Source organism: Streptomyces sp. CB02414 (assembly GCF_001905385.1).
In the GTDB taxonomy this organism is placed as follows: Bacteria; Actinomycetota; Actinomycetes; order Streptomycetales; family Streptomycetaceae; genus Streptomyces.
Window position 1 is genome coordinate 131,341 of record NZ_LIPF01000005.1, and the last position, 26,793, is coordinate 158,133.

A 26,793-nucleotide genomic window follows, 5' to 3' on the forward strand; every position below is an offset into this window, starting at 1 on the left:
CTGACATGCCGGACGCAGAAGACGTACGCCGTATCGCCCTGTCCCTGCCGGACACGACGGAGAAGATCGCCTGGAGCATGCCCACGTTCCGGGTGGCGGGGAAGATGTTCGCCACGCTGCCCGAGGACGAGACCTCCATCGCGGTGCGCTGCCCCAAGGAGGAGCGCGACGAACTCGTGCTGGCCGAGCCGGAGAAGTTCTGGATCGCCGGTCACGAGGCGCAGTTCGCGTGGGTGCGGGCCCGCCTCGCGGCCCTGGAGGGCGAGGACGAGCTGCGCGACATCCTCGCCGACTCCTGGCGCCAGGCGGCACCGGCCCGGCTGCTGGAGGCGCATCCCCGGCTGGGGCTGCCGTCCGGGGCGTCCGGGGCGTCCGGGGGCTGAAAACCCCTCGGGCGTTGTCAGTGCCCCGTGGCATGATCCGGAGACATGCGTGGCAGCCGGGGCCGGAGGGGGGCTCCGGCTGCCGGGAGCACAAGGCGTGGGGGACGGGCAGAGGCCGCACGGGGCGGACGCCGGCGGAGCCGGCCGGGGAGGGGATGGCGCGGGATGGCCGGTACGTCGTCGCAGACCGGGCAGGAGCGGGCGGCAGGCGGAAAGGCGGCGCGGGCCGTCTGGTCGCGGGACTTCGCGCTGTTCTTCACCGCCCGGGCGATCGCCCGGCTCGGGGACACCATGCTCCCGGTCGCGCTCGCCGCGGGCCTGCTCCAGCACGGGTACGGGGCGGGTGCGGTAGGCCTCGCCATGGCCGCGACGGCCGCCGCCTTCGCCGGCCTGGTCGTCTTCGGCGGAGTCCTCGCCGACCGCTTCAGCACCCGCAAGCTGATGATCGGCGCCGACCTGGTGCGGCTCGGCACCCAGGCCCTGGCCGCCGCCCTCTTCTTCTCCGGCCACGTCGTGCTGTGGCAGATCTGCGCCATCGGATTCGTCAACGGCGTCGCGGGCGCCGTCTTCCAGCCCGGCGTCGCCAGCACCGTGCCCCGGCTCGCCTCCGACATCCAGGGTGCCAACGGCGCGATACGCGTCGCCGAGTCCGCCGCCCAGCTGGCCGGCCCCGCCGTCGCCGGCCTCCTGGTCGGCTTCGCCTCGCCCGGCGGTGTCTTCGCCGCCCACGCCACCACGTACGCGATCAGCGCCCTGTGTCTGCTGCTGCTCCGGCTGCCCCCGCTCGCGCCGGGACGCCGTGCCGTGGCCGGCCGCGGCTCCAAGGCGTTCCGTGCCGACCTGGTCGAGGGGTGGCGGGAGTTCCGGTCCAGACAGTGGCTGTGGGGCGTCATCGCCGTCTGGTGTGTCTACATGATCGCCGTCTGGGGCCCGACCGTGCCGCTGGTGGCGACCGAGGTGGTGCGGGAACACGGACCCCGCGCCTACGGCCTGGTCAACTCCGCCCTGGGCGCCGGCACCGTCGTCGGCGGGCTCCTCGCGCTGCGGCTGCGCCCCCGCCGGATGCTCCGCGCTGGCGCGATCGCCCTCGTCGGCTTCGCCGCGTTCCCCGCGAGCGTCGGCGCCGGCCTCGGCGTACCGGCCATGGCGACCGGCGCCGCCGTCGCCGGGGCCGGGATGTCCTTCTGGGGCGTGATGTGGGCGACCAGCGTGCAGACCCAGGTCCCGCCGGACGTCCTCAACCGCATCCACGCCTACGACGTCGCGGGCTCGCTGGCGATGATGCCCGTCGGCCAGGCCCTCGCCGGCCCTGCCGCCGCGGCCCTCGGCGCCGACCACGTGCTCCTCGTCGCCGGCGCGACGAGCTTCGGCGTCTGCGCCGCCCTGCTCCTGATACCGGCGGTCCGCGGACTGGTGCGGGTCGACGCCACCGCGGCCGTCTCGGAGCGGACGGCGGCGGCGCCCGAGCCGTCCCGTGCGGAGAAGTGCTGACCGGCCGGTTCCGGTCCCCGGAAAAGCGATGCGCGACCACCGGTCCGAGTGCGGTATGGTTTTCCTGCGCGTTCGGCCGGGGGAAACCCCAGGTCAGGCGGGCAACGGGACGTGGCGCAGCTTGGTAGCGCACTTGACTGGGGGTCAAGGGGTCGCAGGTTCAAATCCTGTCGTCCCGACTGGAGACAGTCGTTGACCGAGGGGCGGTTGCCGGAGAGATCCGGAACCGCCCCTCGATTGTTCTCTCTGCGGCGTGCCTGGGCGCCCAGGCGAGATGCCCGATATATCACTGTCGGGTGTCCGTGCTCATCCTCTGCCACTTCGCGCTCGCGCTCTTCGCCGCGCCGCTGGTGAGATGGTGCGGGACCCGTGCCTTCCTCCTGCTGGCCCTGCCGCCCGCCGCGACGGCCCTCTGGGCGGCCACCCGGTGGAGCACGACGGCCGCGGGCGGCGCCGACACCGCCGAGTGGGCCTGGCTGCCCGCCTACCAGGTGGACTGGGCACTGCGGCTGGACGCCCTGGCCGAACTCATGGTGCTGCTCGCCGCTGGAGTGGGCACCCTCGTCCTGGTCTACTGCGCCTCCTACTTCGACGACCGGTCGCGGCAGCTCGGCAGGTTCGCCGGGAACCTCCTCGCCTTCGCCGGGGCGATGCTCGGCCTGGTCCTCGCCGACGACCTGATCCTGCTCTACATCTTCTGGGAACTGACGACCGTCTTCTCCTACCTGCTGATCGGCCAGACCAGCGACCACAAGCGGAACCGGCGCAGCGCCCTGCAGGCCCTGACGGTCACCACCCTCGGCGGACTGACCATGCTCGTCGGCTTCCTGATCCTGGGTCACGAGGCCGGCACCTACCGGATCTCGGCGATCCTCGCCGACCCGCCGCCCGCGTCGGCGGCGCTGTCCACGGCGGTCGTGCTGATCCTCGTCGGCGCCCTCTCCAAGTCCGCGATCTGGCCGTTCAGCCTGTGGCTGCCCAACGCCATGGCGGCCCCCACCCCGGTCAGCGCCTATCTGCACGCCGCCGCCATGGTCAAGGCGGGCGTCTACCTCATCGCCCGGCTCGCCCCCGCCCTCGCGGAGGTCACCCCCTGGCGGCCGCTCCTGCTCGTCCTGGGCTCCGCGACGATGCTGCTGGGCGCCTGGCGGGCGCTGCGCCTCAACGACCTGAAACTCGTCCTCGCCTACGGCACGGTCAGCCAGCTCGGTTTCCTCACCGTCCTCGCCGGCGCGGGCCGCCACGACACCGCCGTCGCCGCCACCGCCATGATCCTCGCCCACGCCCTGTTCAAGGCCCCGCTCTTCCTCGTCACCGGGATCGTCGACCACGCCACCGGCACCCGTGACCTGCGCAGACTCTCCGGGCTGGGGCGTCGGCTGCCCGCCGTGTGCGCCGTCGCCGTCGTAGCCGGACTGTCCATGGCCGCCGTACCGCCGCTGCTCGGCTTCACCGCGAAGGAAGCCGCGTTCCAGACCCTCCTGGACGGCGACACCGCCGACCGCTGGGCGCTCGCCATGACCGTCGTCGGCTCGGCCCTCACCACTGCCTACACCCTGCGCTACCTGTGGGGCGCCTTCGCCCGCAAGCCCGGCGTCCCGGACACGGAAGCGCACACCGTGTCACCGGCCTTCCTCGCCCCGCCCGCCGTACTCGCCCTCGCCTGCCTCGTCCTCGGACCCGGCGTGCCCTGGCTCCAGGGGCTCCTCGGCACCTACGCCGAGCAGTTCCCGGCGCCGGCACACCCGTACCACCTGGCGCTGTGGCACGGGGCGGGCCTCGCCCTCGGCCTGTCCTGCGCTTCCTGGGCGGGCGGCGTGCTGCTCTTCCTCGCCGCGAGCCCCGTCCAGCGGGTCGGCCGGCTCCTGGCCTGGCGCTCCGCCGACCGGAACTTCGGACGGCTGCTGCTCGCACTGGAACGCACCGCCCTGCAGACCACCGGCTTCGTGCAGCGCGGCTCGCTGTCGGTGTACCTGGTGACGACGATGAGCGTGGTCCTCGCCGGGCAGCTCGCCGTCCTGATCGTGGACGAACCCTGGACCTCGGTGCCCGCGCCCCGGCTGTGGGACCACCCGGCCCAGGCCGGAGTCGCCCTGCTGACCTGCGCCGCCGCCCTGCTGTGCCTGGGCGTGCGGCGCCGGATGAAGGCCGTGGTGTTCGCCGGTCTCACCGGGTACGGCACCGCGCTGCTCTTCGTCGCGCAGGGCGCGCCCGACCTCGCGCTGACCCAGTTCTGCGTGGAGACCGTATCGATGATCGTCTTCGTGCTGGTGCTGCGCCGGATGCCGGTGCACTTCGAGGAGACCTACAGCCGGGCCCGGCGCGCCCTGCGCATGCCGGTGGCGCTCGCGGGCGGGGCCGCCGTCGCCTTCGTCGTCTGGATCATGGCGGGGCACCGCCGGTCCGACAGCGCCGGTGCGGCGATGGTCGAGGAGACCGCCGACCACGGCCTGAAGGACGTCGTCGCGACGATCCTCGTCGACCTGCGGGCCTGGGACACCATGGGGGAGTCCGCGGTGCTCGCCGCCGCCGCGATCGGCGTCACCAGCCTCATCTACCTGCACCGCCGCACCGACACCGCCGAGCAGCCCGTACTGCCGCTGCCCGGGGACCACCCGCACGCCGGCCTGCGCACCGCCTGGCGGGCCACCCCGTACGAGCTGGCGGGCCTGCCCAGCGGCGACGAGGGCGCGCCGGAGCGGACCTGGCTCGCGGCCAGCTCCACCCTCGCCCCGGAGCGCCGCTCCGTCGTCCTGGAAGCGGTCGCCCGCCTCATCTTCCACCCCATCCTCGTCCTCTCCGTCTACCTGCTGATGTGCGCGGAGAACCTGCCGGGCGGCGGCTTCGTCGGCGGCCTGACCGCCGGTGTCGCCTTCATCGCCCGCTACCTCGCGGGCGGCCGGCACGAACTCGCCGACGCCGTGCCCGCCAAACCGGGCCTGTTCACCGGCCTCGGCATGTTCCTGTCCACCGGGGTCGCGCTGGGCGGGCTCGCCGAGGGCACCGTGCTGCACGGCTGGACCTGGCACGGCCACCTGCCCGTGTGGGGCGACGCCCATCTGTCCACCGCCGTCCTCTTCGACTGCGGCGTCTACCTCCTCGTCCTCGGCGTGGTCCTCGACATCGTGCGGGCCCTCGGCGCCCGCATCGACCGCCAGATCGAACGGGCCGCCGCCGGACGCCACGCCCCACGTGGGGAGGCGGGCCCCGCATGACCGTAAGCCTTTCCCTCCTGGTGGCCGCCGCCGTCCTCAGCGCCGTCGGCGGCAGCCTGCTGCTGACCCGGTCCCTGACCCGGATCCTGCTCGGCGCGGTGGTCCTCGGCAACGGCGTCAACCTGCTGATCCTCGCCTCCACGGGCAGCGCGGGCGCCCCGCCACTGCTCTACCCGCAGGTCATCCGCAACCGGGTCACCGACCCCCTGCCCCAGGCCATCGCCCTCACCGCGATCGTCATCACCCTCGCCACCACCGCGTTCCTGCTCGCCATGGCCTACCGCAGCCACCAGGTCACCGGATCCGACGAGATCAGCGACGACACCGAGGACCGGCTGGTCGCCCTGCGCGCCGAGTTCCTCGACCGGCGCGGCGAACTGCGCGACCGCTACCGCGAGGCCCGCGCCGAACCCGGCACCGACCCCGAACTGGGCGCCCGATACCGCGCCGCCCGCCGACGGCTGCGCCGCCGGGTCCGCGAGGAACGCGCCTACCAGGCCCGCGCCAACGACGTCTCCGGAAACATCTGGAACGACATCCTCGGCGCCGACCCCGAGGACTACCGCGAGGGCCGGGAACTGGGCTCCACCGACGCGACGGGCCGCCCGGGACCCGCGCCGGCCCGCGTCGCCGGGCCCTCCAACGACCCCGAGGAGTCCGGCCGCGAGCCCGACTCCCACCCCGGCGAGGACTCCGGCCACCCGCCGCCCGACCAGCCCGACGACCCCGCGGGCGCCGGCACGGAAGGAACCAGGTGAACGCGCTCGTCCCCCTCCCCGTCCTGCTGCCCCTGTGCGTCACCGGCCTGAAGCTGGCCATCGGCCCCCGGCTCCAGCGGTTCCAGCGCTTCATCACCCTCGCCGTGCTCGCCGCGGTGCTCGTGCTCTCCGTGCTCCTCATGGTGGCCGCCGACCGCCACGGCCCGCTCAGCGTGCACCTCGGCGACTTCGCGCCGCCCATCGGCATCACCCTCGTCGCCGACCGGCTGGCGGGCCTGATGCTCACCGTGTCCAGCGCCGTCACCCTGCTCGTCAACCTGTACTCGCTCGGCCAGGGCATGGCCGACCGCGACGACCAGACGCCGGTCGGCGTCTTCCACCCCGCCTACCTCATCCTCGTGGCCGGCGTCTCCTGCACCTTCCTCGCCGGAGACCTCGTCAACCTCTACGTCGGCTTCGAGATCATGCTCGTCGCGAGCTTCGTGCTGCTCACCATCGGCGGTACCGCGACCCGCATCCGCGCCGGATCGACGTACGTGATCATCTCGCTGTTCTCCTCGGTGCTCTTCCTCGTCGCGATCGCCATGACGTACTCGGTCGCGGGGACGGTGAACTTCGCGCAGCTCGCGGTACGGCTGCAGGAGGTGCCGGCCGGGGTGCGCACCCTGCTGGAGGCCATGCTGCTGACGGTCTTCGCCATCAAGGCGGCGGTGTTCCCCCTCGCCGCATGGCTGCCCGACTCCTACCCGACCGCGCCCGCGCCGGTCACCGCGGTCTTCGCCGGCCTGCTGACCAAGGTCGGCGTGTACTCGATGCTGCGCACCCAGACCCTGCTCTTCCCCGGCCACCGCCTCGGCGACGTGCTGATGCTGGCCGCGCTCGCGTCCATGGTGGTCGGCATCCTCGGCGCGGTCGCCCAGACCGACCTGAAACGGGTGCTGTCCTTCACCCTCATCAGTCACATCGGCTACATGGTCTTCGGCATCGCGCTCGCCGGGCGCGGCTCGATCAGCGGCGCGATCGTGTACGTGGCCCACCACATCACCGTGCAGACCACCCTCTTTCTCGTCGCCGGGCTCATCGAACGGCGCGACGGCACCACGGAACTCACCCGGCTCGGCGGCCTGGCGAAATCCGCGCCGCTGCTCGCCGTGCTGTTCTTCGTGCCCGCCATGAACCTCGGGGGCATCCCGCCGCTCTCCGGGTTCATCGGCAAGCTCGGTCTGATGCGGGCGGGCGTCGACGAAGGCGGCGGCTGGGCCTGGGCGCTGGTCGCCGCGTCCGCCGCCACCAGCCTGCTCACCCTCTACGTCATGGCGAAGGTCTGGAACCTCGCCTTCTGGCGCGACGCGCCGCCGGGGGCCGAGGGCGAGGGCAGGGTGCTGGAGTCCGCCGAGGACGATCCGGGTGACGACGAGGAGGACGCGGACGCGAGGGAGCCCGGGGCCGGGCGCGGTCTGCCGGTACCGGCGGGCGCCGTGGTCTCCGCCGGGTTCCTGGGGCAGTCCATCACCACCACCAAGCGGCTGCCCTGGCCGATGCTGGTGGCGACCGGCGCCGCCGTCGCCCTCGGTCTGCTCTACACCGTTCTCGGCGGCCCCCTCACCACCTTCACCGACGCCGCAGCCGCCGAACTCCTCGCCCGCACCCCCTACATCGAGGCGGTGCTCGGCCGATGAGCAACCTCCTGCGTGACCGTTCCCCCTACAGCTGGTCGTTCCGCATCGGCGGCGGCAGACGCATCCTCGACCTGCCGCTCGTCGCCTGGCTGACGGTGATCTGGATCCTGCTGTGGGGCACCCCGTCCTGGGCCAACCTCGTCAACGGCGTCACCGTCGCGGTGTCCCTGTGCCTGGCCTTCCCGCTGCCCGCGGTCGACCTCGGCCTGCGGCTGCGCCCGCTGGGCATCCTGCGGCTCGCGGCGTACCTGCTGTACGACATGTTCGCCTCCAGCGTCGCGGTCACCCGGCAGATCTTCGCCAAGGGCCCCTACCGCGCCGCGGTCGTCGCCGTCCCGCTGCGGGTGCGCAGCGACCTCATGCTCACGGCCACCACCGTCGCCGTCTCCAACGTCCCCGGCGGCTCCGTGATCGAGGTGCGCCGGTCGACGGCCACCGTGTTCCTGCACGTCCTCGACGCCGACGATCCCGGCGAGATCGAGCGGGCCCGGCGGCAGGTGTGGCGCATGGAGGGACTCGTCGCCCGTGCCTTCGGCACCGCCGAGGACATCGCCCACGCCGCCCGTCCCGTACCGGAAGGGAACCCCTCGCCGTGACCACCCTGCACGACGTCGAGGAGGCCATGCTGGTCGCCTCGCTGGTGATGATCCTCGTCGCCGGCGCCCTGCTGCTGTACCGCATCTGGTACGGGCCCTCGATGCTGGACCGCGCGGTCGCCCTGGACGTGGCGGCGGCGCTCATCATCGCCGGCATCGCCGTCAAGGCCGCCCACGACGGCGACTCCTTCTACTTCCCGGTGATGCTGGTACTCGCTTTCCTCGGCTTCACGGGCTCGGTGGGCATCGCCCGGTTCATCGCCGTACGCGACCGGCCCTCGCGGCGGGCGGACGGCACGGAGGACCACCGGTGAACGCCTGGACCGAGGCCGCCGACCTGATCGGGGTCGTACTGCTGTTCCTCGGCTGCCTGCAGTGCCTGCTCGGAGTGATCGGGATGCTCCGCCTCCCCGACGTGCTCTCCCGCAGCCACGCCGCCACCAAACCGCAGACGCTCGGCATCCTCCTCGTCCTCGTCGGGGTGGCGCTGCGGCTGCGGCACGGCATCGACATGGGCACCCTCGCGCTCATCGTCTTCTTCCAGTTCCTCACCAGCCCGGTCGCCTCCCATCTGGTGGCCCGCTCCGCCTACCGCACCGGCCAGACGGGATCCCGGGGCCTGCTCCGGGACGACCTGGACCCGCAGTTGAGCGACGGGGAGCGGCAAGGGGAGTAGCGCCGCCGGGGCGTTCAGCCCACGCAGCCCACGTGTGCCAGCGCCTGCTTCAGCAGCACCCCGTGCCCGCCCGGCATCTCGCTCTGCACCGCCTCGGACAGCGCCTCACGCGGATCGAACCAGACCAGGTCCAGCGCGTCCTGCCGGGGCCGGCAGTCACCGGTGACGGGCACGACGTAGGCCAGGGACACTGCGTGCTGCCGGGGGTCGTGGTACGGCGTGACCCCGTGCGTGGGGAAGTATTCGGCCACCGTGAACGGCTGGAGCGAGGCGGGCACCCGGGGCAGCGCCACCGGGCCGAGGTCCTTCTCCAGGTGCCGCAGCAGGGCGTCCCGGACCCGCTCGTGGTGCAGGACCCGCCCGGAGACCAGCGTCCGGCTGACCGTCCCGTCGGGTCCGATGCGCAGGAGCAGGCCCACGCTGGTGACTTCGCCGCTGTCGTCGACGCGCACGGGCACCGCCTCGACGTACAGGATCGGCATGCGGGCGCGTGCCATTTCCAGTTCGTCGGTCGTCAGCCAGCCCGGCGTGGTCTCGGTCATGTCAGACATCGCTTGATCATACTTTCAGCCGTTCCTGCTTCCCGGGCGGCGCTCCGGGACTGTGATGGGTGCCACGCCGCTCAGCCGTCGTCCGGAGCCTCGCCCCGCGGGCCGCCCGGCAGCCGGTAGACCCGTCGCGCGTTGTCGCGCCCCGCCCAGCGCGCGATGCGCAGCGCGTCCGGCAGGGCCATCTCGTCGGCGGCCACCCGCTCCCGCAGCAGCCCGCCCAGCCCCTGCCGGAAGGCCAGCGCCCCCAGGTGATGGAACTCGGCCACCCCGTAGGCGTCGGAGCTGTACAGCAGCTTGCGGAACGGCGTGATCTCCAGCGCCTCCGCGAGGATCGCGCCCGCCCGGGCGGGACCCACGTGGTGCAGGGTGAGGCCCACGTCGACGTAGACCCGTTCGAAGACCGCCGACAGGTAGGCCGCCTGGCGCTGGTAGGGCCAGCAGTGCAGCAGCAGGACCGGGATCGTGCCGGCGGTCAGGTGCAGCCAGTCGGTCAGGTGGGTGGGGTCCACGCGGTGCATGCGGATGTCGCTGTCCCCGAACCCGGTGTGCAGTTGCAGCGGGCGCCCGAGGCCGACCGCGGTCCACAGCAGGTGCCGTACGAGCACCGGGTCGTCGAGCCGGCCGCCGCGGGCCAGCCAGTGGCGGGCGGCCTCGGTGACCTCCGCCGGCGAGGGCCGCGCCGGGTCCAGGTCGAAGCCGGTGCGGTAGGCCGCCACCGACTTGACGCCCACCACGCCCGGCCGCCGTACCGCCTCCCAGAACGCCGCCGCGTACGCGTCCGGTTCGACGCCCCGGGCCGCCACCGCCTCCGCGACGCACTCCAGCCGCACCACCTCGTACGCCACCGCGCCCGCGGCCCCGGCCAGTTCGCCCGGCGTCGTCACCCGGTGCGGGGCGAACCCGGTGTCCACGCAGAACACCCCGGTGCCCGCCGCGCGCAGGAACCGCCGGTTGACCTCCTCGGCGCCCAGTTCGGCCCGCCGGGCCACGTACACGTCGGCGGGCGCGTGGCGGGGCAGGTCCAGCAGGGGAGCGCAGTGGCGGCGGACGGCCAGGCCGACGGGGCTGTCGAAGGGGGAGACGCCGGGCCACGCCTCGCCCTCGGTGAGCAGCGACTCGAAGCCCGCCCGGTCCAGATCGTGGGTGACCGCGCCGTGGCAGTGGTGGTCGACCAGTTCCAGGGTGGCGAGCCGCTCCTCCACGGGGCCGGCCGCCACGTCAGTACTTCCAGCGGTAGGCCGCCGCCACCCGGTCGTCGTCGAGCCCGTCGACCGCCTCGATCTCCCCCTGCCGCACCGCGATCACGGCGTCGGCCAGAACGGGCCCCAGCGCGGCCCGGAGCACACCGTCCGCGCGGAACGCCCCGACCGACTCGGCGAGGGACACCGGCAGCCGGCGCACACCCCGGGCCGCGGCGTCGGCGGCGTCGAGCCGGGCCGGGTCGCCCGTGGTCTCCTCGGGCAGCGACGCGGACGACGCGAGCCCGTCCAGCCCGGCGGCGATCACCGAGGCGAGCGCGAGGTAGGGGTTGGCGGCCAGGTCGACCGGTTTGACCTCCAGGTTCGCCGTCCGGTCACGCACGCCGGTGGTGCCGGTGACGATCCGCAGGGCGGCCTCGCGGGTCTCCCGGCCCCAGGCGGTGAACACCCCCGCCCACTGCGAGGGACGCAGCCGCAGGTGACTGGCCGGGCTCGGCGCGGTCATCGCGGTGAGCGCCGGGAGGTGGTCCAGCACCCCGGCCACGAAGGACTCGGCCTCGGCCGTCATCCCGTACCGGCCCGGACCGCCCGCGTGCAGGTTCCGCCCGTCGCGCCAGGCGGAGAGGTGGAGGTGCCCGCCGTTGCCTACGCCCTGGCCGAGGACCGCCGGGGCGAAGGAGACCCGCAGTCCGTGCCGCCGGGACACGGCCCGGATCGTCTGCCGTACCAGCACGCTGCGGTCGGCCGCCGCCACCGGGTCGAGGGCACCGACCGAGACCTCGAACTGCCCCGCCGCGTACTCGGGATGCAGCTGCTCCACGTCCACGCCCTGCGCCGCGAGTGCCGCCAGCAGGTCGGCGGCGCAGTCGCTCAGCTCGACCTGCCGGACGGCGCCGTACGCCGGTCCGGACACCGCCGGGACGAAGTCGTCGCCGGCCGTGTCGCCCCGGCCCACGGTCCACTCGATCTCGACGGCGGCCTTGAAGGAGAGCCCGTACGACCGGGCGGCCTCGGCGACGATCCGGCGCAGCACGGTGCGTCCGCACGCCGGGTGCGGCTCGCCCTCCTGCGTGCTCCGGTCGACGGGCGCCCACGCCCAGCCGGGCTGCGCCGCCAGCACGGTCAGCCGGTCGAGGTCGGGGTAGAGGCGCAGGTCGCCGTCGGGGGAGCCGAGGACGTCCGTGGTGACGATCGCGTCGTTCGCCAGGAACGTGTCGAACACCGGGGACATGCCGACGCCCCAGGCCGCGGCCGCGGCGAGCTTCGCGGTCGGCACGGTCTTCACCCGGCCGATGCCCGCCGTGTCGACGTACGCCAGCACCACCCCGTGCACGTCCTGCCCGGTCAGCTCCGCGCTCAGCGCGGTGGCCCGCTCGACCTCACCCGGACGCCCGCCGGGAACGGGGCCGCCATCGATCACGTCTCGGCTCCTTCGCGCGTGCGCCGTCCGCCGCGCACCATTGTGCCGTCCGGTGATCACCCTGTCCGGGTTTCGCCGCAGATGCCGTAAGTCCCCAAGTTTTTGGTGGGCGGTTCAGTCCAGGTTGGTGGGCTGCGGGGACGGCGTCCCGCCGGCCAGTACGGTCTTCAGCCGCTCGGTGCCCTGGCGCGCGCCCTGCTCGACGTAGGAGAGCTCGCCGCCGTCCAGGCCGCCGCCCGTGACGGTGAGGGCTGAGCTGCCGACGCGTACGGCGGCGATGTCGAGGGTGAGCGTGGCCGGGTTGCCGGCGGCGGGACCCCGCACGGTCACGTGCAGCCCCTCGCGGGCGTCGCCCAGGCCGGGCACCGAGGCCTCGGTCACCTGGACGGTGCGCTTCTCGCCCGTCTCGCCGGTCGCCGTGAACTGGTCGCAGTCGACCGGCAGGGAGTCCATCCACTTCAGGGCGTCGTCCAGGGCCGCACGGTCGTAGGCGGCGACCTGCTCCAGCAGCCGGGAGCCGCCCTGTTCGAAGCCGGTGAGCGCCGACGCGCCCGACGGCTTGCCCAGCAGGTCCTGGCTGTAGAGGCGGTCGAGCAGCCGCTGGCACTCGGCGGCTTCGGTCTTGGCGGTGAGGAAGTCGGAGACGTCGACCTCGCCGACGAGCAGGGTCTCGCGCCACTTCTCGGCGTCGGCGACCTGGTTCCAGTCGCCCTCCAGGTCGGCCTCGGTGAGCAGGGCCGCCTCGGCACCGGACTCGGTGAGGGTGGAGGGGGAGGCGCTGGGGGAGGCAGTGCGGGAGTTGGTCGGGGGCTGCTTCGCCACGTCCTCCTCGGCGGCGCGGGCCTGCTCGGCGGCGGTGTCCGCGGCCGTCGTCGAGCCACCGCCGCCGTCCGAGCAGGCCGCGGTGGTGAGCAGCGCGCCCACCGCGAGGGCGGAGGCCACGAAACGGAGAGGGGGGACGGGACGACGGCTCATCGCGGATGCCTCCTGGGACGTTGCACGGTGTCCTCAGGGCACCACCGCCCCCGTCGTGTCACCAGCGCACGCGGGTGTTCGGGTGACCTCGGCGCCGGCCGGTCAGCCGACGCGGTCGAGGGTGTCCTCGGCGACGTCCTTGTCCACCGAGGCCCGCACCAGCGCCGCCGCGAGGACCGCGGGTTCCGTCTCGCCGGCCAGGTCCAGCAGCCGGTCGGGGTCCTTCGGCAGACCCAGGCGCTCCGCGCCCTGGAGGGCCTTGCGGTCCAGGTAGGGTGCCGCCTCGGGCCAGACCCGCTGGGCCTCGCGCAGGAAGATGTCCGCGCCGGTCGGGCCCACGCCGGGAAACTCCTGGAGCAGCCGTCGCACCTCGCCGACCTCGCCGTCCGCCTCCTTCCGCAGCCGGCGCAGATCCCCGCCCCACCGCTCGGTCAGCAGTTCCGCGGCCTCGCCGAGCTGCGTGGCGGTGCGCTCGTCGTAACGCCGGTAGCCGCCCCGGCCGAGCGCGTCCACCCGTTCCTGCCAGTCCGCGCCGGCCATGCGGCGGGGGCCGTTCAGCCCGGCTTCCTGCAGGGCGCGGGCGGTGGCCACGGCGACCGAGCCGCGGATGCGGGCGCTGAGCAGGTGGGCGAGGACCAGCAGCCGGTACAGCGGCTGCGGGGTGTCCTTCAGCGCGATGCCCGCCTCCTCCGCGTACGTCTGCCCGTGCGCGTCGACCAGTTCCCGTACGACGCGCTCCTCGTCCCGGCCCACGGCTACGGCTTCAGGGGGTCGTGCCCGACCGTCATGAGGCGGTGCCTGAGGCGGCTGTCCTCGGCCTGCGGTTCGTTCTCCAGGTCGGTCTGCGACGTCACGGTGTCCACCACCTTGCGCATCGCGCGGAGATCGTCCTCGGTCAGGTCCGTGCGCCGTTTCTGCAGGATCGCCAGCACGTGCTGCCCGAGCGGCGGCCCGGCGTCGTCCGGCAGCGGCTCGGTCAGCTCGCCGGAGTCGCGCACCCGGAGCCAGTCCGCGAGCTCCGCGGAGGTCATGTTCACCACGCGGTGGAAGTCCTCCCACAGCGCGTCGAGTTCGAGGGCGTCGGCCATGAGGTGCCCCTCCGTCGGTCGTGGTGCATGCGTACGCGGCGCGGGTGCCCATGGGGCAAGGCGGCAAACGCCCCGGTGGGCTGCGGTGCCCACCGGGGCCCGGCCGCTCAGCGGGCGAGCACGCCGTCCAGGAAGCGCGTGACGTCCGCGAAGACCTCCGCCCGGTTCGTCTCGTTGAACAGCTCGTGCCGGGCGCCCGGGTAGATCCGCTCGGTGAGGCCGCCGCCGCTGAGCGCCTCGACGCCGGGACGGCTGCCGGGCAGCGGCACCAGCCGGTCGTCGTCGCCGTGCACCCACAGCAGGGGCAGCGGGCCGACGTCGCCGCTCTTGGCCACGGTGTCCAGGGTCCGTACGAACGCCTCGGCGGTCGGCCGCTTCATCGGCCCGTGCCACACCAGGGGGTCCGCCGCGTACGCCGCGCCGACCGCAGGGTCCCGGGAGAGCGCGGCCGGACTGATCGGCTTGTCCGGGATCTCGTCCAGGGCGAGCAGGGTGCGCGGCAGCTCCCAGTCGCCGATGACCGGCCCGGACAGCACCAGCGCGGTCAGCTCGCCGGGGTGGCGCTGGGCGTAGCGGGAGGCGATCAGTCCGCCCATCGAGTGCCCGACCATGACCACCGGCAGCTCCGGGTGGTCGGCCCGGGCCCGCTCCGCCAGGGTGTGCACGTCGGTGACCACGTCCTCGAAGTCCTCGATCAGCACCCGTTCCCCGTTCGAGCGCCCGTGGCCGAGGTGGTCGACGCCGTACACGGCCGCCCCGTGCCGCGTCAGCACGTCGGCCACCTCCTCGTAGCGGCCGGTGTGCTCGCCGTAGCCGTGCACCAGCAGTGCCACGTACGCGGGTCGCCCGGCGGGCCACTCACGGGCGGTGAGCCGTCCCCGCGTTCCGGCCAGGTCGTGCTCGCGGGCCTCGGTCATGTCTCCTCCGGCTGCGTCGGTGACGGTCACGGGGGATCTTCCCAGGGAGGCGCCCGGCGGTCTATAGTCCAAAACTAGCAGTGCTAATTAAGTCAGTCGGTAACGTGTCGGTCCGCCCCGGCGGCCGAGCGACGGTCAGGAGAACCCGTGCGCCCCGTCCACTTCGCGGCCGCCCGCCGCACCCCGATCGGCAAGCTCCGCGGCGCCCTGTCCACCGTGCGCCCCGACGACCTCGCCGCCGCCGTCATCCGGGGTGTGGTCGCCGACGTCCCCGCCCTCGACCCGGCCCGCATCGACGACGTCTACTGGGGCGCCGCCAACCAGGCCGGCGAGGACAACCGCAACGTCGCCCGCATGGCCGCCCTGCTCGCCGGTCTGCCCGACTCCGTCCCCGGCGCCACGGTGAACCGCCTGTGCGCCTCCGGCCTCGAAGCGGTCACCACCGCGGCCCGCACCGTCGCCGCGGGCGAGGCCGACATCGTGCTCGCCGGCGGCTCGGAGTCGATGAGCCGCGCCCCCTTCGTGCTGCCCCGCCCCGACGAGGCCCTGCCGCACCGCATCGAGACCGCCGACACCCGGCTCGGCTGGCGCCTGGTCAACCCGGCGATGAAGGAACTGCACAGTCTGCTGGCCATGGGCGAGACCGCCGAGGAGGTCGCCGAGCGGTACGGCGTCGGGCGCGAGCGGCAGGACGAGTTCGCCCTGCGCAGCCACCGCCTGGCCGCCGAGGCCCTGAAGAACGGCCACTTCGACGACGAGATCCTGCCGGTCGAGCGCCCCGACGGCGTCATCGTCGACACCGACGAGTGCGTCCGCGAGGACACCTCCCTGGAGAAGCTGGGCCGCCTCAAGCCGGTCTTCCGCCCCGGCGGCACGGTCACCGCGGGCAACGCCTCCCCGATGAACGACGGCGCCGCGGGCCTCCTCCTGGTCAGCGAGGAGGCCCTGAACGACCTCGGCCTGGAGTCGCTGGGCCGCTACGTCGCCGGCGGCTCCGCCGGTGTGCACCCGGACGTCATGGGCATCGGCCCGGTCCCCGCCACCCGCAAGGTCCTGGCCCGGGCGGGCTGGAGCGTGGACGACCTCGCGGCGGCCGAGTTCAACGAGGCGTTCGCCGCCCAGGCCCTCGCCTGCGTCGACCAGCTCGGCATCGATCCCGGCCTGGTCAACCCCACCGGCGGCGCCATCGCGCTGGGCCACCCGCTCGGCTGCTCCGGCGCCCGCATCCTCACCACCCTGCTCCACCGCATGCGCCGCACCGGCGCGGGCCGCGGGCTCGCCACGATGTGCGTCGGCGTGGGGCAGGGCAGCGCGCTGCTGGTCGAGCGGCATTAGCCACCGCCACGACGCCACCCACCCCTCGCAGAGCCGCAGCAAGGAACGGAGCAACATCCCATGGCAACCCTCTCCGTCGCCGCCATCCTCGCCGAGAACGCCCGGCGCCGACCGGACAAGGAGGCCCTGGTCGAGGGCGACCTGCGGCTGACCTTCGCCGAGGTGTGGCGGCGGGCCCGGGCCCAGGCCGGCGCCCTCACCGGCCTGGGCGTGCGGCCGGGGGACCGGGTCGCCCTGATGGCGCCGAACACGGCCGACTTCCCGCAGGCGTACTACGCGATCGCCGCGGCCGGCGGCGTGGTCGTACCGGTCCATCTGCTGCTGTCGCCGTCCGAGGTCGAGCACGTGCTGCGCGACAGCGGCGCGACCCTGCTGCTGTGCCACCCGGCCCAGGCGGAGACCGGAGCCGCCGCCGCGCGGGAGACGGGCGTACGCGTGATCACCCTCGGCGACGAGCTGGGCAAGCTCGCGGCCGACGCCGAGCCGCTGCCCTCCTACGTCACCCGCGACGCCGACGACCCGGCCGTCGTCTTCTACACCAGCGGCACCACGGGCGTCCCCAAGGGCGCCGTGCTCAGCCACTTCAACCTGGTGATGAACGCGACCGTCAACGCCTTCGACGCCAACGACATCCGGCCCGACGACATCGCGCTCGGCGCCCTGCCGCTGTTCCACGCCTTCGGCCAGACCGTCTCCCTCAACTCCACCTGGCGCGCGGGCGCCACCCTCGTCCTGCTGCCCCGCTTCGACGCGGCGCGCGCGATCGAGCTGATGGTGCGGGAGAAGGTCAACACCTTCCACGGGGTGCCGACCATGTTCGTCGCCCTCGCCGCCGCGGCCTCCGCCGCCGGCTCCCTGCCCGGCCTGCGCGTGTGCGTCTCCGGCGGCGCCTCGCTGCCCGTCGCCGTGCTGGAGCGGTTCGAGGAGGCGTTCGGTGCCAGGATCTACGAGGGGTACGGGCTGTCGGAGACCTCCCCGGCGGCGGCCGTGAACCAGCCGGTGTTCGGCGCCAGGCCCGGCACGATCGGCCACCCGCTGTGGGGCGTGGACGTGGAGATCGCCCGCGCGGAGGTCGAGGGCGGCGTCGAGCTGCTGCCGCCGGGCGAGCTGGGCGAGGTCGTCGTGCGCGGCCACAACGTCTTCTCCGGCTACCTCGGCCGTCCCGAGGCCACCGCCGAGGCGCTGGTCGACGGCTGGTTCCGCACCGGTGACCTCGGCACCAAGGACGACGAGGGCTTCCTGCGGATCGTCGACCGGAAGAAAGACGTCGTCATCCGCGGCGGCTACAACGTCTATCCGCGCGAGGTCGAGGAGGTGCTCATGCGCCACCCCGGCATCGCGCAGGTCGCCGTCATCGGCCTTCCCGACGAGCTGCACGGCGAGGAGGTGTGCGCGGTCGTCGTCCCCGCCGACGGCGCGGCACCGGAGGCCGCAGAGATCGTCGAGTGGTCCAAGCAGCACCTCGGCAAGTACAAGTACCCGCGCCGCGTGGAGTTCGCGTCGGAGCTGCCGCTGGGTCCCAGCATGAAGGTGCTGAAGCGGGAACTGCGGGCACGGTACGCGGGGCGCTGACCAGCCGCTGACGGCCCGTTAAGGTCCGTACGGCGAGACGGTGCTTACGGCACCGGTGGGGTGCGCATAGCATCGGTGCCCGCAATGGACACCATGACGCTCTGGCACCTCACCGGCTGGGAATTCGCCGCCCTCGCCTTCGCCGCCTTCCTCGTGGGCTTCTCGAAGACCGCCGTGAGCGGCGCCAACACGGTCAGCCTCGCGATCTTCGCGGCGGTCCTGCCGGCGCGCGCCTCCACCGGCATCCTGCTGCCGGTGCTCATCGCCGGCGACATCCTCGCCGTCCTCACCTACCGGCGCCACGCGCACTGGCCCACGCTGTGGCGGCTGTTCCCGGCGGTGGGGGCCGGCGTGGTCGTGGGCACCGTGTTCCTGGTGTGGGCCGACGACGCGGCGGTCAGGACGTCGATCGGCGTGATCCTGCTGGTGATGGCCGGGGTGACGGTGTGGCGGCGGCGGCAGGCCGAAGCGGCCAGGCAGTCCGACCCGGGTGAGCCCGACGGGGGTGCCTCACCGGCCGGGCGCGTCAAGGCCCGTTCGTACGGCGTCCTGGGCGGCTTCACCACCATGGTCGCCAACGCGGGCGGCCCGGTGATGTCGATGTATCTCCTTTCGGCGGGCTTCCGCAAGCTCGGCTTCCTGGGCACGTCGGCCTTCTTCTTCCTGATCGTCAACGTGTCCAAGCTGCCCTTCAGCGCGGGACTCGGCCTGATCGACGGCCGCTCGCTGTTCCTCGACGCCGCGCTCGTGGTGTTCGTGGTGCCCGGCGCGTTCATCGGCAAATGGGCTGTCAACCACATCAATCAACGGTTGTTCGAGCGTCTGGTCATCGCGGCGACGGTGGTGGGCGGCCTGGAACTGCTGCTGCCCTGAGGACCCGCGGTCCCGGCCCGGTCCAGGGGCCGTACTCTCGGCCCATGTCCCGTCCTCCGTCCCCGCACGTGCTGATCCTCGGCGGCACCACCGAGGCCCGCCGCCTGGCCGCCGACCTGGCGGCCCGGCCGGGCGTCCGCGTCACCACCTCCCTCGCCGGACGGGTGACCCGCCCGGGCACCCTCGCCGGGGAGGTGCGGACCGGTGGCTTCGGCGGCCCCGAGGGACTGGCCGACTGGCTGCGGGAGCGGCGGGTGGACGCCCTCGTCGACGCGACCCACCCCTTCGCCGGCCGCATGACGTCGAACGCCGCACAGGCCGCGGCGGCCACCGGCACCCCCGCCGTCTTCCTGCGCCGCCCGGGCTGGCAGGCGGGCCCCGGCGACGACTGGCACCCGGCCGCCTCCCTCACCGAGGCCGCCGATCTGCTGCCGGACCTCGGCGACCGCGTCTTCCTCACCACCGGCCGCCTGGGCCTCGCCGCCTTCGCGCACCTGTCCGCCCTCCACTTCCTCGTCCGCTCGGTGGAGCCCCCCGAGCCGCCCCGGCCGCCGGACATCCGCGTCCTGACCGCCCGCGGCCCCTTCACGGTGGCCGACGAGACGGCCCTCCTGCGCGAGCACCGCATCGACGTACTGGTCACCAAGGACAGCGGGGGAGCGGCCACCGCGGCCAAGCTGACGGCGGCCCGGGACCTCGCCCTGCCGGTGGTCGTGGTCCGCAGACCCCCGCTGCCGGACGGCGTGTGCGCGGAGCCCGACGTCCGGGCGGTGCTGGAGCGGCTGGAAGGGCTGGGCCTCACCGGGCCGTGACCGGGCGGCGCGCTCCGCCCCCCTCAGCGGGCCGCCGCAGGCTGCCGCACCCGCTCCGGCAGGCCGCTGCTCAGGTCCTCGACCAGCAGCCGTTTGGCAATGGAGTCGACCGCGGCCCGCAGGTCCGCGTCGGTGGGCCGGCCGACGTCCTGCTCCAGCCGGTCCTCCAGCCAGGCGGCCCAGGCCCGGCCGATGACCAGGGCCTCGCGGGCGCCCGCCTCGGTGTGCGAGAGCAGGGAGCCGTGACGGGTCAGGAAACCCTCCTCCACCATCCGGTCGAAGACCGGCAGCAAAACCTCGGGCGGCACCCGGCGGCGAGCCGCGATCAGCCCCAGGCTGGCGTGCCCGACCAGCCGTGTGAACAGCTCGACCTGCATCACGGCCCACGCCCCGGCGACATCGAGCCGGGTGTCGCTGTCCGCGATGATCCGCCGGGCCGTGTCCAGCTCGGTACTGCCGATGATCTTGCCGACGGAGGCTTCCAGCGCCCGCCTGCTGTCGGCGTCGTGCGGCGAGGCGAACCCCTCGCCCATGTCGGTGGAGCCCAGCCGGGCGCTGTCGCGCAACTGCACCTGCTTGAGGAACAGCGCGACGACCAGGCCGAGCGCCGCCACTGGCACCGTCCACAGGAACACGGTCTGGATGGTGTCCGCGTACGCGCCCACGATCGGCGCCGACGCCTCGGGCGGCAGCCGGTGCACACCCTCGGGACTGGTCGCCGCCCTGCCGATCACGGCCGGATCGGCGGCGCCCGTGCCCGCGGCGGCCGCGACGCCGTCGCGCAGGTTGGGGGTGAGGGCGTTGGCGTAGATCGTGCCGAAGACGGCCGTGCCGAAGGAACTGCCCAGCGTGCGGAAGAAGGTGACGCCGGAGGTCGCGGTGCCGAGGTCGGCGTAGTCGACGGTGTTCTGCACGGCGATGGTCAGCACCTGCATGGACAGGCCGATGCCGGTGCCCAGCACGAACATGTACAGCGACTCCAGCCACGCGCCCGTGGACGGCCCCATCAGGGACATCAGGTACAGGCCGACGCCCATCACCAGCGTGCCCACGATCGGGAACACCCGGTAACGCCCGGTCCTGCTGACCACGCTGCCGCTGAAGACCGAGGCGATCAGCAGACCGGCCACCATCGGCAGCGTCCGCACGCCCGAGACGGTGGCCGAGTCGCCGTCGACGTACTGCAGATAGGTCGGCAGGTAGGTCAGCGCGCCGAGCATCGCGAAGCCGACGATGAAGCTGAGGATCGAGCAGACCGTGAACACCGGGTTGGAGAACAGCCGCATCGGCAGCATCGGCTCGGCCGCGCGGGTCTCCACCCAGCAGAACAGGCCCAGCGCGATCAGCCCGCCCGCGAACAGACCGACGATGACCGCCGAGCCCCACGCGTACTCGTTGCCGCCCCAGCTGGTCGCCAGGATCAGCGCGCTCGCGCCCACCGCCACCAGGGCGATGCCCAGGTAGTCGATGACGGGCCGGGCGGCCGACTTCACCACCGGGATGGTGCGGGCGGCCGCGATGACGACGACGATCGCGATGGGCACGTTGACGTAGAACGCCCAGCGCCAGGAGAGGTGGTCGGTGAACAGCCCGCCCAGCAGCGGCCCGATGACCGTCGCCACCCCGAACACCGCGCCGATGGCGCCCTGGTACTTGCCGCGCTCCCGCAGGGGGATGACGTCCGCGATCAGTGCCATCGACGTGACCATCAGACCGCCCGCGCCGACGCCCTGCATCGCCCGCCAGATGATCAGCAGCGGCATGCTCGTGGCCAGTCCGCACAGGAACGAACCCGTGATGAAGACGACCGCCGACACCTGGAAGACGACCTTGCGGCCGAACATGTCGCCGAACTTGCCGACCAGCACCGTCGCCACGGTCTCCGCCAGCAGGTACGAGGTCACCACCCACGACATGTGCTCGCCGCCGCCGAGGTCCGACACGATCGTCGGCAGGGCGGTGCCCACGATCGTCTGGTCCAGGGCCGCGAGCAGCATGCCCAGCATGATCGTGACGAAGACGACGTTGCGGCGGCGCTTGTCCAGCACGGGCGGCTGGGCGGCCGCGGTCCGGGGTGCTTCCTCGGCGACTGTCACACGGTCACGATCACACCGGTGCACGGGCCACGCATGCGGGGGCGGTCCGCCCGGGTACGGTCGCCGGCCGGGCCGCGCCCCGCCCGGTCAGCCGTCGCCGGGGTTGCGCCGCAGCAGATAGGTGTCCATGATCCAGCCCTTGCGCTCCCGGGCCTCGGCGCGCAGCCGCTCGATGCGGGGCGCGGCCTCGGCGATCGGGCCGGAGGCGAGGATCTCGTCCGGGGTGCCTATGTAGGCGCCCCAGTAGATGTGGATGTCCTGGTCCGCGTACTGCCGGAAGACCTGGTGGGCGTCGAGCATCACCACGACGTCGTCCACCCCCTCCGGGAAGCCCTCCGCGAGCCGCCGCCCGGTGGTGATCTGCACCGGCCGCGCCACCCGGTTCAGCCCGGTGCGGTGCCGGGCGACGAGCGAGGAGACGCTGCTGACGCCCGGCACGACGTCGTACTCGAACGCCACCGTGCCGCGCTCCAGGATCTCCTCCAGGATGCCCAGCGTGCTGTCGTACAGCGCGGGGTCGCCCCACACCAGGAAGGCTCCGCTCTCGTCCTCGCCCAGCTCCTCGGCGATCATGCGCTCGTAGATGCCGGCGCGGGCACTGCGCCAGTCACCGACGGCGGGGGAGTAGTCCGAGCCGCCGGCGCGCCGGTCCCGCTCGGGGTCGCGCGCCTCGACGATCCGGTACGTCCCCTCCGGTACGTGCGTCTCCAGCATGTCCCGGCGCAGCCGCACCAGGTCGGCCTTCACCTCGCCCTTGTCCAGGACGAAGAACACGTCCGTGCCGCGCAGCGCCCTGACCGCCTGCAGGGTGAGCTGGTCGGGGTCGCCCGCGCCGATACCGATCACATGAATTGTCCGCACGCCACGAGTCTGCCGCACGCCACTGACAACGCCCCCGCCGGGCCGCCCCTCGGCCGCACCGCCGTGGCTCCCTCAGCCCCGCAGCCGCGGCGCCCGCGCCCCCGCGTCCACGGACGCGCCGCCCTCCACCTCGCCCGCCAGCGCGCGGGCCCACGCGGCGACCCCGCGCAGATCCATCCCGTACGGCCGCTCCCGCCCGGCCCCCGACCCCGCCCAGTCCGTCACGGCCCCGGCGCCGCGCCGCAGCAGCCTGGCGCCGCCCGTCACATTGCCGCGGGCCGCGTGGGTGAGCCCGACGGCCAGCTGGGCCATCCCCCGCCACAGCTCCCGCTCCTCCTCGGGCCCCGACTTCCAGGCGTCCTCGAAGACCTCGTGCGCGTGGAACGGCTTCCCCTCGTCCAGCAGCCGCTGCGCCTCGGCCACCGTCTCCTGCGGCTCCCGCACGACCCCCTCCGGCTGGCGGGGGACACCGTCCGTGCCGTACGGCAGCGGGCGGCCGAGCCCGTCCCGGGGCCTGGCGTTGCGTGCCCGCCCCTCGTCGTCGCGGTCCCGCGCCTCCACCGGCCGGCCGGAGGCCGTACGGTCCGTCGTCGCGCTGTCCATGGGGGTGTCGGCAGGGCTGTCCATGGGCCCGATTGTCCCTCGCCGGTGCCCGCTTGGGCGTGGCCCGGCAGGTGAGGTAAAGTGCTGTCCGCGTGATCGCGCGGCGCACCGCGCGTGAGCACACCGGGACGTGGCGCAGCTTGGTAGCGCACTTGACTGGGGGTCAAGGGGTCGCAGGTTCAAATCCTGTCGTCCCGACGGTGACGTGACGAAGGGGCCTTCGCGGGCCGACCGCCCGCGAAGGCCCCTTCGCTGTGTCCTATGGCTGTGGCCGTGGTCGGCCCCCGGCGGCGACCAGGAGGCCGGCGGCCTCGCCGTGCGACCCGTGCCTCGCCCAGTCCAGCGGGGACCAGCCCGTGCCGTGGTCCTCCCTGAGGTTCGGGTCGGCGCCGGCTTCCAGGAGGGCGCGGACGGCCTCGGTATGTCCCCAGCAGGCCGCCCCGCACAACGGTGTGCCCTCGGAGCCGGTCCCGCTCTCCGTGTCGGGCGAGGCCCCGGCCGCCAGCAGCACGCGGACCATGTCGGCGGCCCCGTTCACGGACGCCTGGTACAGCGGCGTGGTGCCGGCGGAGTCGGCCGTCTCCGCGGGCGCCCCCGAACGCAGCAGCACGCGCACCTGGGCGGGGTCGCCGACCAGCACGGCCGTGACGAGCCGCTCCGACAACTTCTTCCTCCGTCGTCTGTTCACGGGCGTCGAGCCTAGGGCCTGTCCGGTAGTGAGCCCGCCGCACCACCGCCCCGCCGGCTCAGACCTGGTAGCGCTCCGCGGCGAACAGGTGCAGGTTCTCCTTCACCCAGTCCGACGTCCGGCGCAGTCCGTCCGCCAGGCCGACCCGCGGCTCCCAGCCCGCCCACTCACGGGCCCGGGAGTTGTCGGACAGGAGCCGCTGTACCTCGCTGCCGCCGGGCCGCAGCCGGGCCGGGTCCACGACGATCTCGGCGTCGCTCCCGGAGGCGACGGTGAGGGCCTGCGCCAGGTCGCCGATGGATATCTCCCGGCCCGAGCCGAGGTTGACCACCTGTCCGAGGGCCCGGTCGCAGTCGGCCATGGCCAGGAAGCCCCGCGCGGTGTCGGTGACGTAGGTGAAGTCGCGGGTCGGGGTGAGCGAGCCGAGTTTGATCGTGCGGGCGCCGGAGTGGAGCTGGGCGAGGATCGCCGGGATCACCGCGCGGGCGGACTGCCGGGGGCCGTAGGTGTTGAAGGGGCGCACCACCGTCACCGGCAGTTCGAAGGCGTGCCAGTGGGACAGCGCCATCATGTCGGCGCCGATCTTGGACGCGGAGTACGGCGACTGGGGCTGGAGCGGGTGGCTCTCGGCGATGGGCGCCGTGCGGGCCGTGCCGTACACCTCGCTGGTGGAGGTGTGCACCAGCCGCCGCACCCGGTGGCGCCGGCAGGCTTCGGCGACGTTCTCGGTGCCGACGACGTTCGTCTGCACGTAGGCGCCCGGGGAGTCGTAGCTGTACGGGATGCCGATGAGCGCGGCGAGGTGGAAGACCGTGTCGCAGCCCTCCACGGCGTCCGTCACCCGGCCCGCGTCGCGGACGTCGCCGGTGAACGCCTCGACCAGGGGGTGGTTCAGCAGGTGGGCGAGGTGGCCCTTCTCGGCGTACGGCTTGTAGTGGGTGAACGCCCTGACCCGGGCGCCCTGGGCGACGAGCAGTTCGACGAGTGCCGAGCCGATGAAACCCTCGGCTCCGGTGACCAGGACCCCGCGTCCGGCCCAGTCGGCGGTGCGGGCGGTGGTGGCGGCGTTGTTCACGGGGTGTGCTCCAGGAAGTGGGTGGGCAGGGGGTGGCCGGCGAGGTGCAGTACCTCGGCGGCGAGCAGGTCGGCGGCGTGCGCGTGCGGGCCGGGGGCGGCGGCCGACTCCATGGCGGCCAGCCGCGCGGGGTCGGCCAGCAGCGGGTCGATCAGCTCGGCGAGCCGCGCCGCGGAGGTCTCGGCGTCGGGGAGCAGGAGACCGGCCCCGACGTCGGTCAGCACGCGGGCGTTGTGGGTCTGGTGGTCGCCGGGGGCGTGCGGGTAGGGCACGAGCACCGCGGGCACGCCGGTGCTGGCGAGCTCGGCGACGGTCGCCGAGCCGGCGCGGCAGATCACCAGGTCGGCGGCGGCGTACACCTGGTCCATGCGGTCCAGGTAGGGCACCACGTGGGCCACCGGACTGCCCGCGAGCCGGAACCGCGCCTCCTCCAGGGCGTCCGGCCCGGTCTTGATCAGCAGGTGCACGTCGGTGCGCCGCCGCCAGTGCCGGGCCAGCTCCGTCGCCGCCTCGGTGAGCCGGGCGGCGCCGAGGCTGCCGCCGTTGACGACGATCAGCCGGGCACCGTCCGGTACGCCCAGCGCGTGCCGGGCCTCGTGTCGCCGGCCCGCCCGGTCCAGACCGGCGAGGGCAGCCGCGATGGGCATGCCGACGAGGCGGGCGCGCTCCCCGCCGGCGAGGCCCGCGCGGGACCGGTCGAAGGCGACCGTGACGTGCGGGGTGAGCCGGGCGGCGAAGCGGTTGGCGCGGCCGGGGACGGCGTTGGACTCGTGGATGAGGCTGGGCAGCCCCGCCCAGCGGGCCCCGAGGATCACCGGGGCGCTCGGGTAGCCGCCCATGCCGACCGCCACCTGGGCCCGCTGCTCGCGCAGGATCGACCGGCACTGCCCGGCGGACCGCACGAGCGCCGAGGGCAGCAGGTAGCGCCTGGCGCCCAGGGACGGGTCGAAGGGGATCATGTCGACGGTGTGCAGCCGGTACCCGGCCTGCGGGATCAGCCGGCTCTCCAGACCCCGCGTGGTGCCGACGAAGGAGATCTCCGCCGCCGGTACGGCGCGGCGCAGGGCGTCGGCGAGGGCGAGACCGGGGTAGATGTGCCCGCCGGTGCCGCCCGCGCCGATCACCACGGAGAGCCGGGACGGGGGAGCGGGAGGTCCGGCGAGCGGCACGGGGGCCGGCGGGCCGGAGGACGAGTGGGAAGGTCCGAACATGGCCGCCACGGTCACAAGCCGCCCTAAGAAGGTTTTAAGACGCTCCTTTGACAGGCTGGGCGCGTGCTGAAACGAATCCTGGTGGTCGACGACGAACCCGAGGTGCGGGCCGCGGTCGAGGACGGTCTCGCCGTCGAGGGCTACGCGGTGCGGGGCGCCGCCGACGGCCTGGCGGCCCTGTCCGAGCTGGCCGCCTGGCAGCCGGACGCCGTCGTCGTCGACGTGATGATGCCGGTGCTGGACGGGCTGGGGTTCTGCCGCCAGTTGCGCGCCGTCGGCGACCGTACGCCGGTGCTGGTGCTGACCGCGCTGGACTCGGTCAGCGAACGCGTCGACGGACTGGACGCCGGGGCCGACGACTACCTCGTCAAACCCTTCGCGCTGGACGAGCTGACCGCGCGGGTGCGGGCCCTGCTGCGCCGGGCGGACACCGGCGCGCCGGAGCCGGGCGGCCGGCTGTCCTACGCCGACCTGGTGGTGGACCCGGCGACGCGCACCGGGCGGCGCGGGGACCGGGCCATCGAGTTCAGCCGGACCGAGTTCACGCTGCTGGAGGAGCTGTTGCGCAACCCCGGGCAGGTGCTCACACGGGAGACGCTCTTCGAACGGGTCTGGGGACGCGACTTCGGGCCCGGCTCCAACTCGCTGGCGGTCTACGTGGGCTATCTGCGCCGCAAACTGGAGGCGGAGGGCGAACCGCGCCTGGTGCACACGGTGCACGGGGTGGGTTACCGCCTGGGCACGGCATGAACCGGCCG

At 73.8% G+C, this 26,793-nt stretch carries 26 protein-coding genes and 2 tRNA genes; 15 read left to right on the forward strand and 13 right to left on the reverse strand.

The window, feature by feature from the left end; genetic code table 11:
• The first annotated feature begins 5 nt into the window (after positions 1–5).
• From AMK11_RS17665 to mnhG, 9 genes are all read left to right on the forward strand, one after another.
• Positions 6–383, forward strand: coding sequence for an MmcQ/YjbR family DNA-binding protein (locus AMK11_RS17665; protein WP_073728208.1), 378 nt, complete (start codon positions 6–8; stop codon positions 381–383).
• Between the two features lie 165 nt (positions 384–548).
• Positions 549–1,874 (forward strand): MFS transporter, encoded by a 1,326-nt coding sequence (locus tag AMK11_RS17670; RefSeq protein ID WP_073728210.1) that lies wholly within the window; start codon positions 549–551, stop codon positions 1,872–1,874.
• 105 nt (positions 1,875–1,979) lie between these two features.
• Positions 1,980–2,053 (forward strand) — tRNA-Pro (locus AMK11_RS17675).
• Between the two features lie 117 nt (positions 2,054–2,170).
• Positions 2,171–5,089, forward strand: a complete 2,919-nt coding sequence (locus tag AMK11_RS17680) for a Na+/H+ antiporter subunit A (RefSeq protein ID WP_073728212.1) — start codon at positions 2,171–2,173, stop codon at positions 5,087–5,089.
• Positions 5,086–5,847: a Na(+)/H(+) antiporter subunit C gene (locus AMK11_RS17685; protein ID WP_073728214.1), complete on the forward strand. Its 762-nt coding sequence runs from the start codon at positions 5,086–5,088 to the stop codon at positions 5,845–5,847. Before AMK11_RS17680 ends, AMK11_RS17685 begins: the two co-directional genes overlap by 4 nt.
• Positions 5,844–7,487, forward strand: coding sequence for a Na+/H+ antiporter subunit D (locus AMK11_RS17690; RefSeq protein ID WP_073728216.1), 1,644 nt, complete (start codon positions 5,844–5,846; stop codon positions 7,485–7,487). Before AMK11_RS17685 ends, AMK11_RS17690 begins: the two co-directional genes overlap by 4 nt.
• The gene (locus AMK11_RS17695) at positions 7,484–8,083 is read left to right on the forward strand and encodes a Na+/H+ antiporter subunit E (protein WP_073728218.1); all 600 of its coding nucleotides are present in this window, start codon (positions 7,484–7,486) and stop codon (positions 8,081–8,083) included. The genes AMK11_RS17690 and AMK11_RS17695 overlap by 4 nt, the downstream gene beginning before the upstream one ends.
• A gap of 26 nt (positions 8,084–8,109) precedes the next feature.
• The gene (locus AMK11_RS17700; RefSeq protein WP_073729012.1) at positions 8,110–8,397 is read left to right on the forward strand and encodes a monovalent cation/H+ antiporter complex subunit F; all 288 of its coding nucleotides are present in this window, start codon (positions 8,110–8,112) and stop codon (positions 8,395–8,397) included.
• Positions 8,394–8,759: a monovalent cation/H(+) antiporter subunit G gene (mnhG, locus tag AMK11_RS17705; protein ID WP_073728220.1), complete on the forward strand. Its 366-nt coding sequence runs from the start codon at positions 8,394–8,396 to the stop codon at positions 8,757–8,759. The genes AMK11_RS17700 and mnhG overlap by 4 nt, the downstream gene beginning before the upstream one ends.
• Positions 8,760–8,773: 14 nt before the next feature.
• On the opposite strand, the gene AMK11_RS17710 is transcribed toward mnhG, so the two are convergent.
• From AMK11_RS17710 to AMK11_RS17740, 7 genes are all read right to left on the reverse strand, one after another.
• Positions 8,774–9,301: an NUDIX hydrolase family protein gene (locus AMK11_RS17710; protein WP_019330502.1), complete on the reverse strand. Its 528-nt coding sequence runs from the start codon at positions 9,299–9,301 to the stop codon at positions 8,774–8,776.
• Positions 9,302–9,381: 80 nt separating this feature from the next.
• Positions 9,382–10,527: an amidohydrolase family protein gene (locus AMK11_RS17715; protein ID WP_073728222.1), complete on the reverse strand. Its 1,146-nt coding sequence runs from the start codon at positions 10,525–10,527 to the stop codon at positions 9,382–9,384.
• 1 nt (position 10,528) lies between these two features.
• Entirely contained in the window at positions 10,529–11,929 is a 1,401-nt protein-coding gene (locus AMK11_RS17720; RefSeq protein WP_073728224.1) for a glutamine synthetase family protein, read from the reverse strand.
• Between the two features lie 114 nt (positions 11,930–12,043).
• Positions 12,044–12,904, reverse strand: coding sequence for a hypothetical protein (locus AMK11_RS17725; protein WP_073728226.1), 861 nt, complete (start codon positions 12,902–12,904; stop codon positions 12,044–12,046).
• A 102-nt stretch (positions 12,905–13,006) separates the two neighbouring features.
• The gene (locus AMK11_RS17730) at positions 13,007–13,657 is read right to left on the reverse strand and encodes an endonuclease (RefSeq protein ID WP_073728228.1); all 651 of its coding nucleotides are present in this window, start codon (positions 13,655–13,657) and stop codon (positions 13,007–13,009) included.
• 2 nt (positions 13,658–13,659) lie between these two features.
• Positions 13,660–13,992, reverse strand: a complete 333-nt coding sequence (locus AMK11_RS17735) for a DUF3140 domain-containing protein (RefSeq protein WP_073728230.1) — start codon at positions 13,990–13,992, stop codon at positions 13,660–13,662.
• 107 nt (positions 13,993–14,099) lie between these two features.
• Positions 14,100–14,909, reverse strand: a complete 810-nt coding sequence (locus AMK11_RS17740; protein WP_073728232.1) for an alpha/beta hydrolase — start codon at positions 14,907–14,909, stop codon at positions 14,100–14,102.
• Positions 14,910–15,056: 147 nt separating this feature from the next.
• Here AMK11_RS17740 and AMK11_RS17745 point away from each other — a divergent pair, with 147 nt between their 5' ends.
• The 4 genes from AMK11_RS17745 to AMK11_RS17760 all read left to right on the forward strand — a co-directional run bounded on the left by AMK11_RS17745 (position 15,057) and on the right by AMK11_RS17760 (position 19,501).
• Positions 15,057–16,244, forward strand: a complete 1,188-nt coding sequence (locus AMK11_RS17745; RefSeq protein WP_073728234.1) for a thiolase family protein — start codon at positions 15,057–15,059, stop codon at positions 16,242–16,244.
• A 60-nt stretch (positions 16,245–16,304) separates the two neighbouring features.
• On the forward strand, positions 16,305–17,816 hold the full coding sequence (locus AMK11_RS17750; protein ID WP_073728236.1) for a long-chain-fatty-acid--CoA ligase: 1,512 nt from the start codon (positions 16,305–16,307) through the stop codon (positions 17,814–17,816).
• Between the two features lie 84 nt (positions 17,817–17,900).
• Complete coding sequence (locus AMK11_RS17755; RefSeq protein WP_073728238.1) at positions 17,901–18,689, forward strand: sulfite exporter TauE/SafE family protein; 789 nt, start codon at positions 17,901–17,903, stop codon at positions 18,687–18,689.
• 44 nt (positions 18,690–18,733) lie between these two features.
• Positions 18,734–19,501 carry a cobalt-precorrin-6A reductase gene (locus AMK11_RS17760; protein WP_073728240.1) on the forward strand — a complete coding sequence of 256 codons (768 nt, stop codon included), beginning with the start codon at positions 18,734–18,736 and terminating at the stop codon, positions 19,499–19,501.
• 23 nt (positions 19,502–19,524) lie between these two features.
• Here AMK11_RS17760 and AMK11_RS17765 read toward each other — a convergent pair whose 3' ends face one another.
• The 3 genes from AMK11_RS17765 to AMK11_RS17775 all read right to left on the reverse strand — a co-directional run bounded on the left by AMK11_RS17765 (position 19,525) and on the right by AMK11_RS17775 (position 23,085).
• Positions 19,525–21,597, reverse strand: coding sequence for an MDR family MFS transporter (locus AMK11_RS17765; protein ID WP_073728242.1), 2,073 nt, complete (start codon positions 21,595–21,597; stop codon positions 19,525–19,527).
• An 87-nt stretch (positions 21,598–21,684) separates the two neighbouring features.
• On the reverse strand, positions 21,685–22,458 hold the full coding sequence (gene cobF, locus AMK11_RS17770; protein ID WP_073728244.1) for a precorrin-6A synthase (deacetylating): 774 nt from the start codon (positions 22,456–22,458) through the stop codon (positions 21,685–21,687).
• Positions 22,459–22,530: 72 nt separating this feature from the next.
• Positions 22,531–23,085, reverse strand: a complete 555-nt coding sequence (locus tag AMK11_RS17775; RefSeq protein ID WP_073728246.1) for a DUF309 domain-containing protein — start codon at positions 23,083–23,085, stop codon at positions 22,531–22,533.
• Between the two features lie 100 nt (positions 23,086–23,185).
• Here AMK11_RS17775 and AMK11_RS17780 point away from each other — a divergent pair.
• A tRNA-Pro gene (locus AMK11_RS17780) sits at positions 23,186–23,259 on the forward strand.
• Positions 23,260–23,320: 61 nt separating this feature from the next.
• Here the strand turns inward: AMK11_RS17780 and AMK11_RS17785 are convergent.
• The 3 genes from AMK11_RS17785 to AMK11_RS17795 are packed head-to-tail and all read right to left on the reverse strand — an operon-like array spanning position 23,321 to position 25,948.
• Positions 23,321–23,749 (reverse strand): ankyrin repeat domain-containing protein, encoded by a 429-nt coding sequence (locus AMK11_RS17785; RefSeq protein WP_073728248.1) that lies wholly within the window; start codon positions 23,747–23,749, stop codon positions 23,321–23,323.
• A gap of 58 nt (positions 23,750–23,807) precedes the next feature.
• Positions 23,808–24,824: an SDR family NAD(P)-dependent oxidoreductase gene (locus tag AMK11_RS17790; RefSeq protein ID WP_073728250.1), complete on the reverse strand. Its 1,017-nt coding sequence runs from the start codon at positions 24,822–24,824 to the stop codon at positions 23,808–23,810.
• Positions 24,821–25,948, reverse strand: a complete 1,128-nt coding sequence (locus AMK11_RS17795) for a UDP-N-acetylglucosamine--N-acetylmuramyl-(pentapeptide) pyrophosphoryl-undecaprenol N-acetylglucosamine transferase (RefSeq protein WP_073729014.1) — start codon at positions 25,946–25,948, stop codon at positions 24,821–24,823. The genes AMK11_RS17790 and AMK11_RS17795 overlap by 4 nt, the downstream gene beginning before the upstream one ends.
• 150 nt (positions 25,949–26,098) lie before the next feature.
• Here AMK11_RS17795 and AMK11_RS17800 point away from each other — a divergent pair, with 150 nt between their 5' ends.
• Positions 26,099–26,785 carry a response regulator transcription factor gene (locus tag AMK11_RS17800; RefSeq protein WP_073728252.1) on the forward strand — a complete coding sequence of 229 codons (687 nt, stop codon included), beginning with the start codon at positions 26,099–26,101 and terminating at the stop codon, positions 26,783–26,785.
• Positions 26,786–26,793 lie beyond the last annotated feature (8 nt).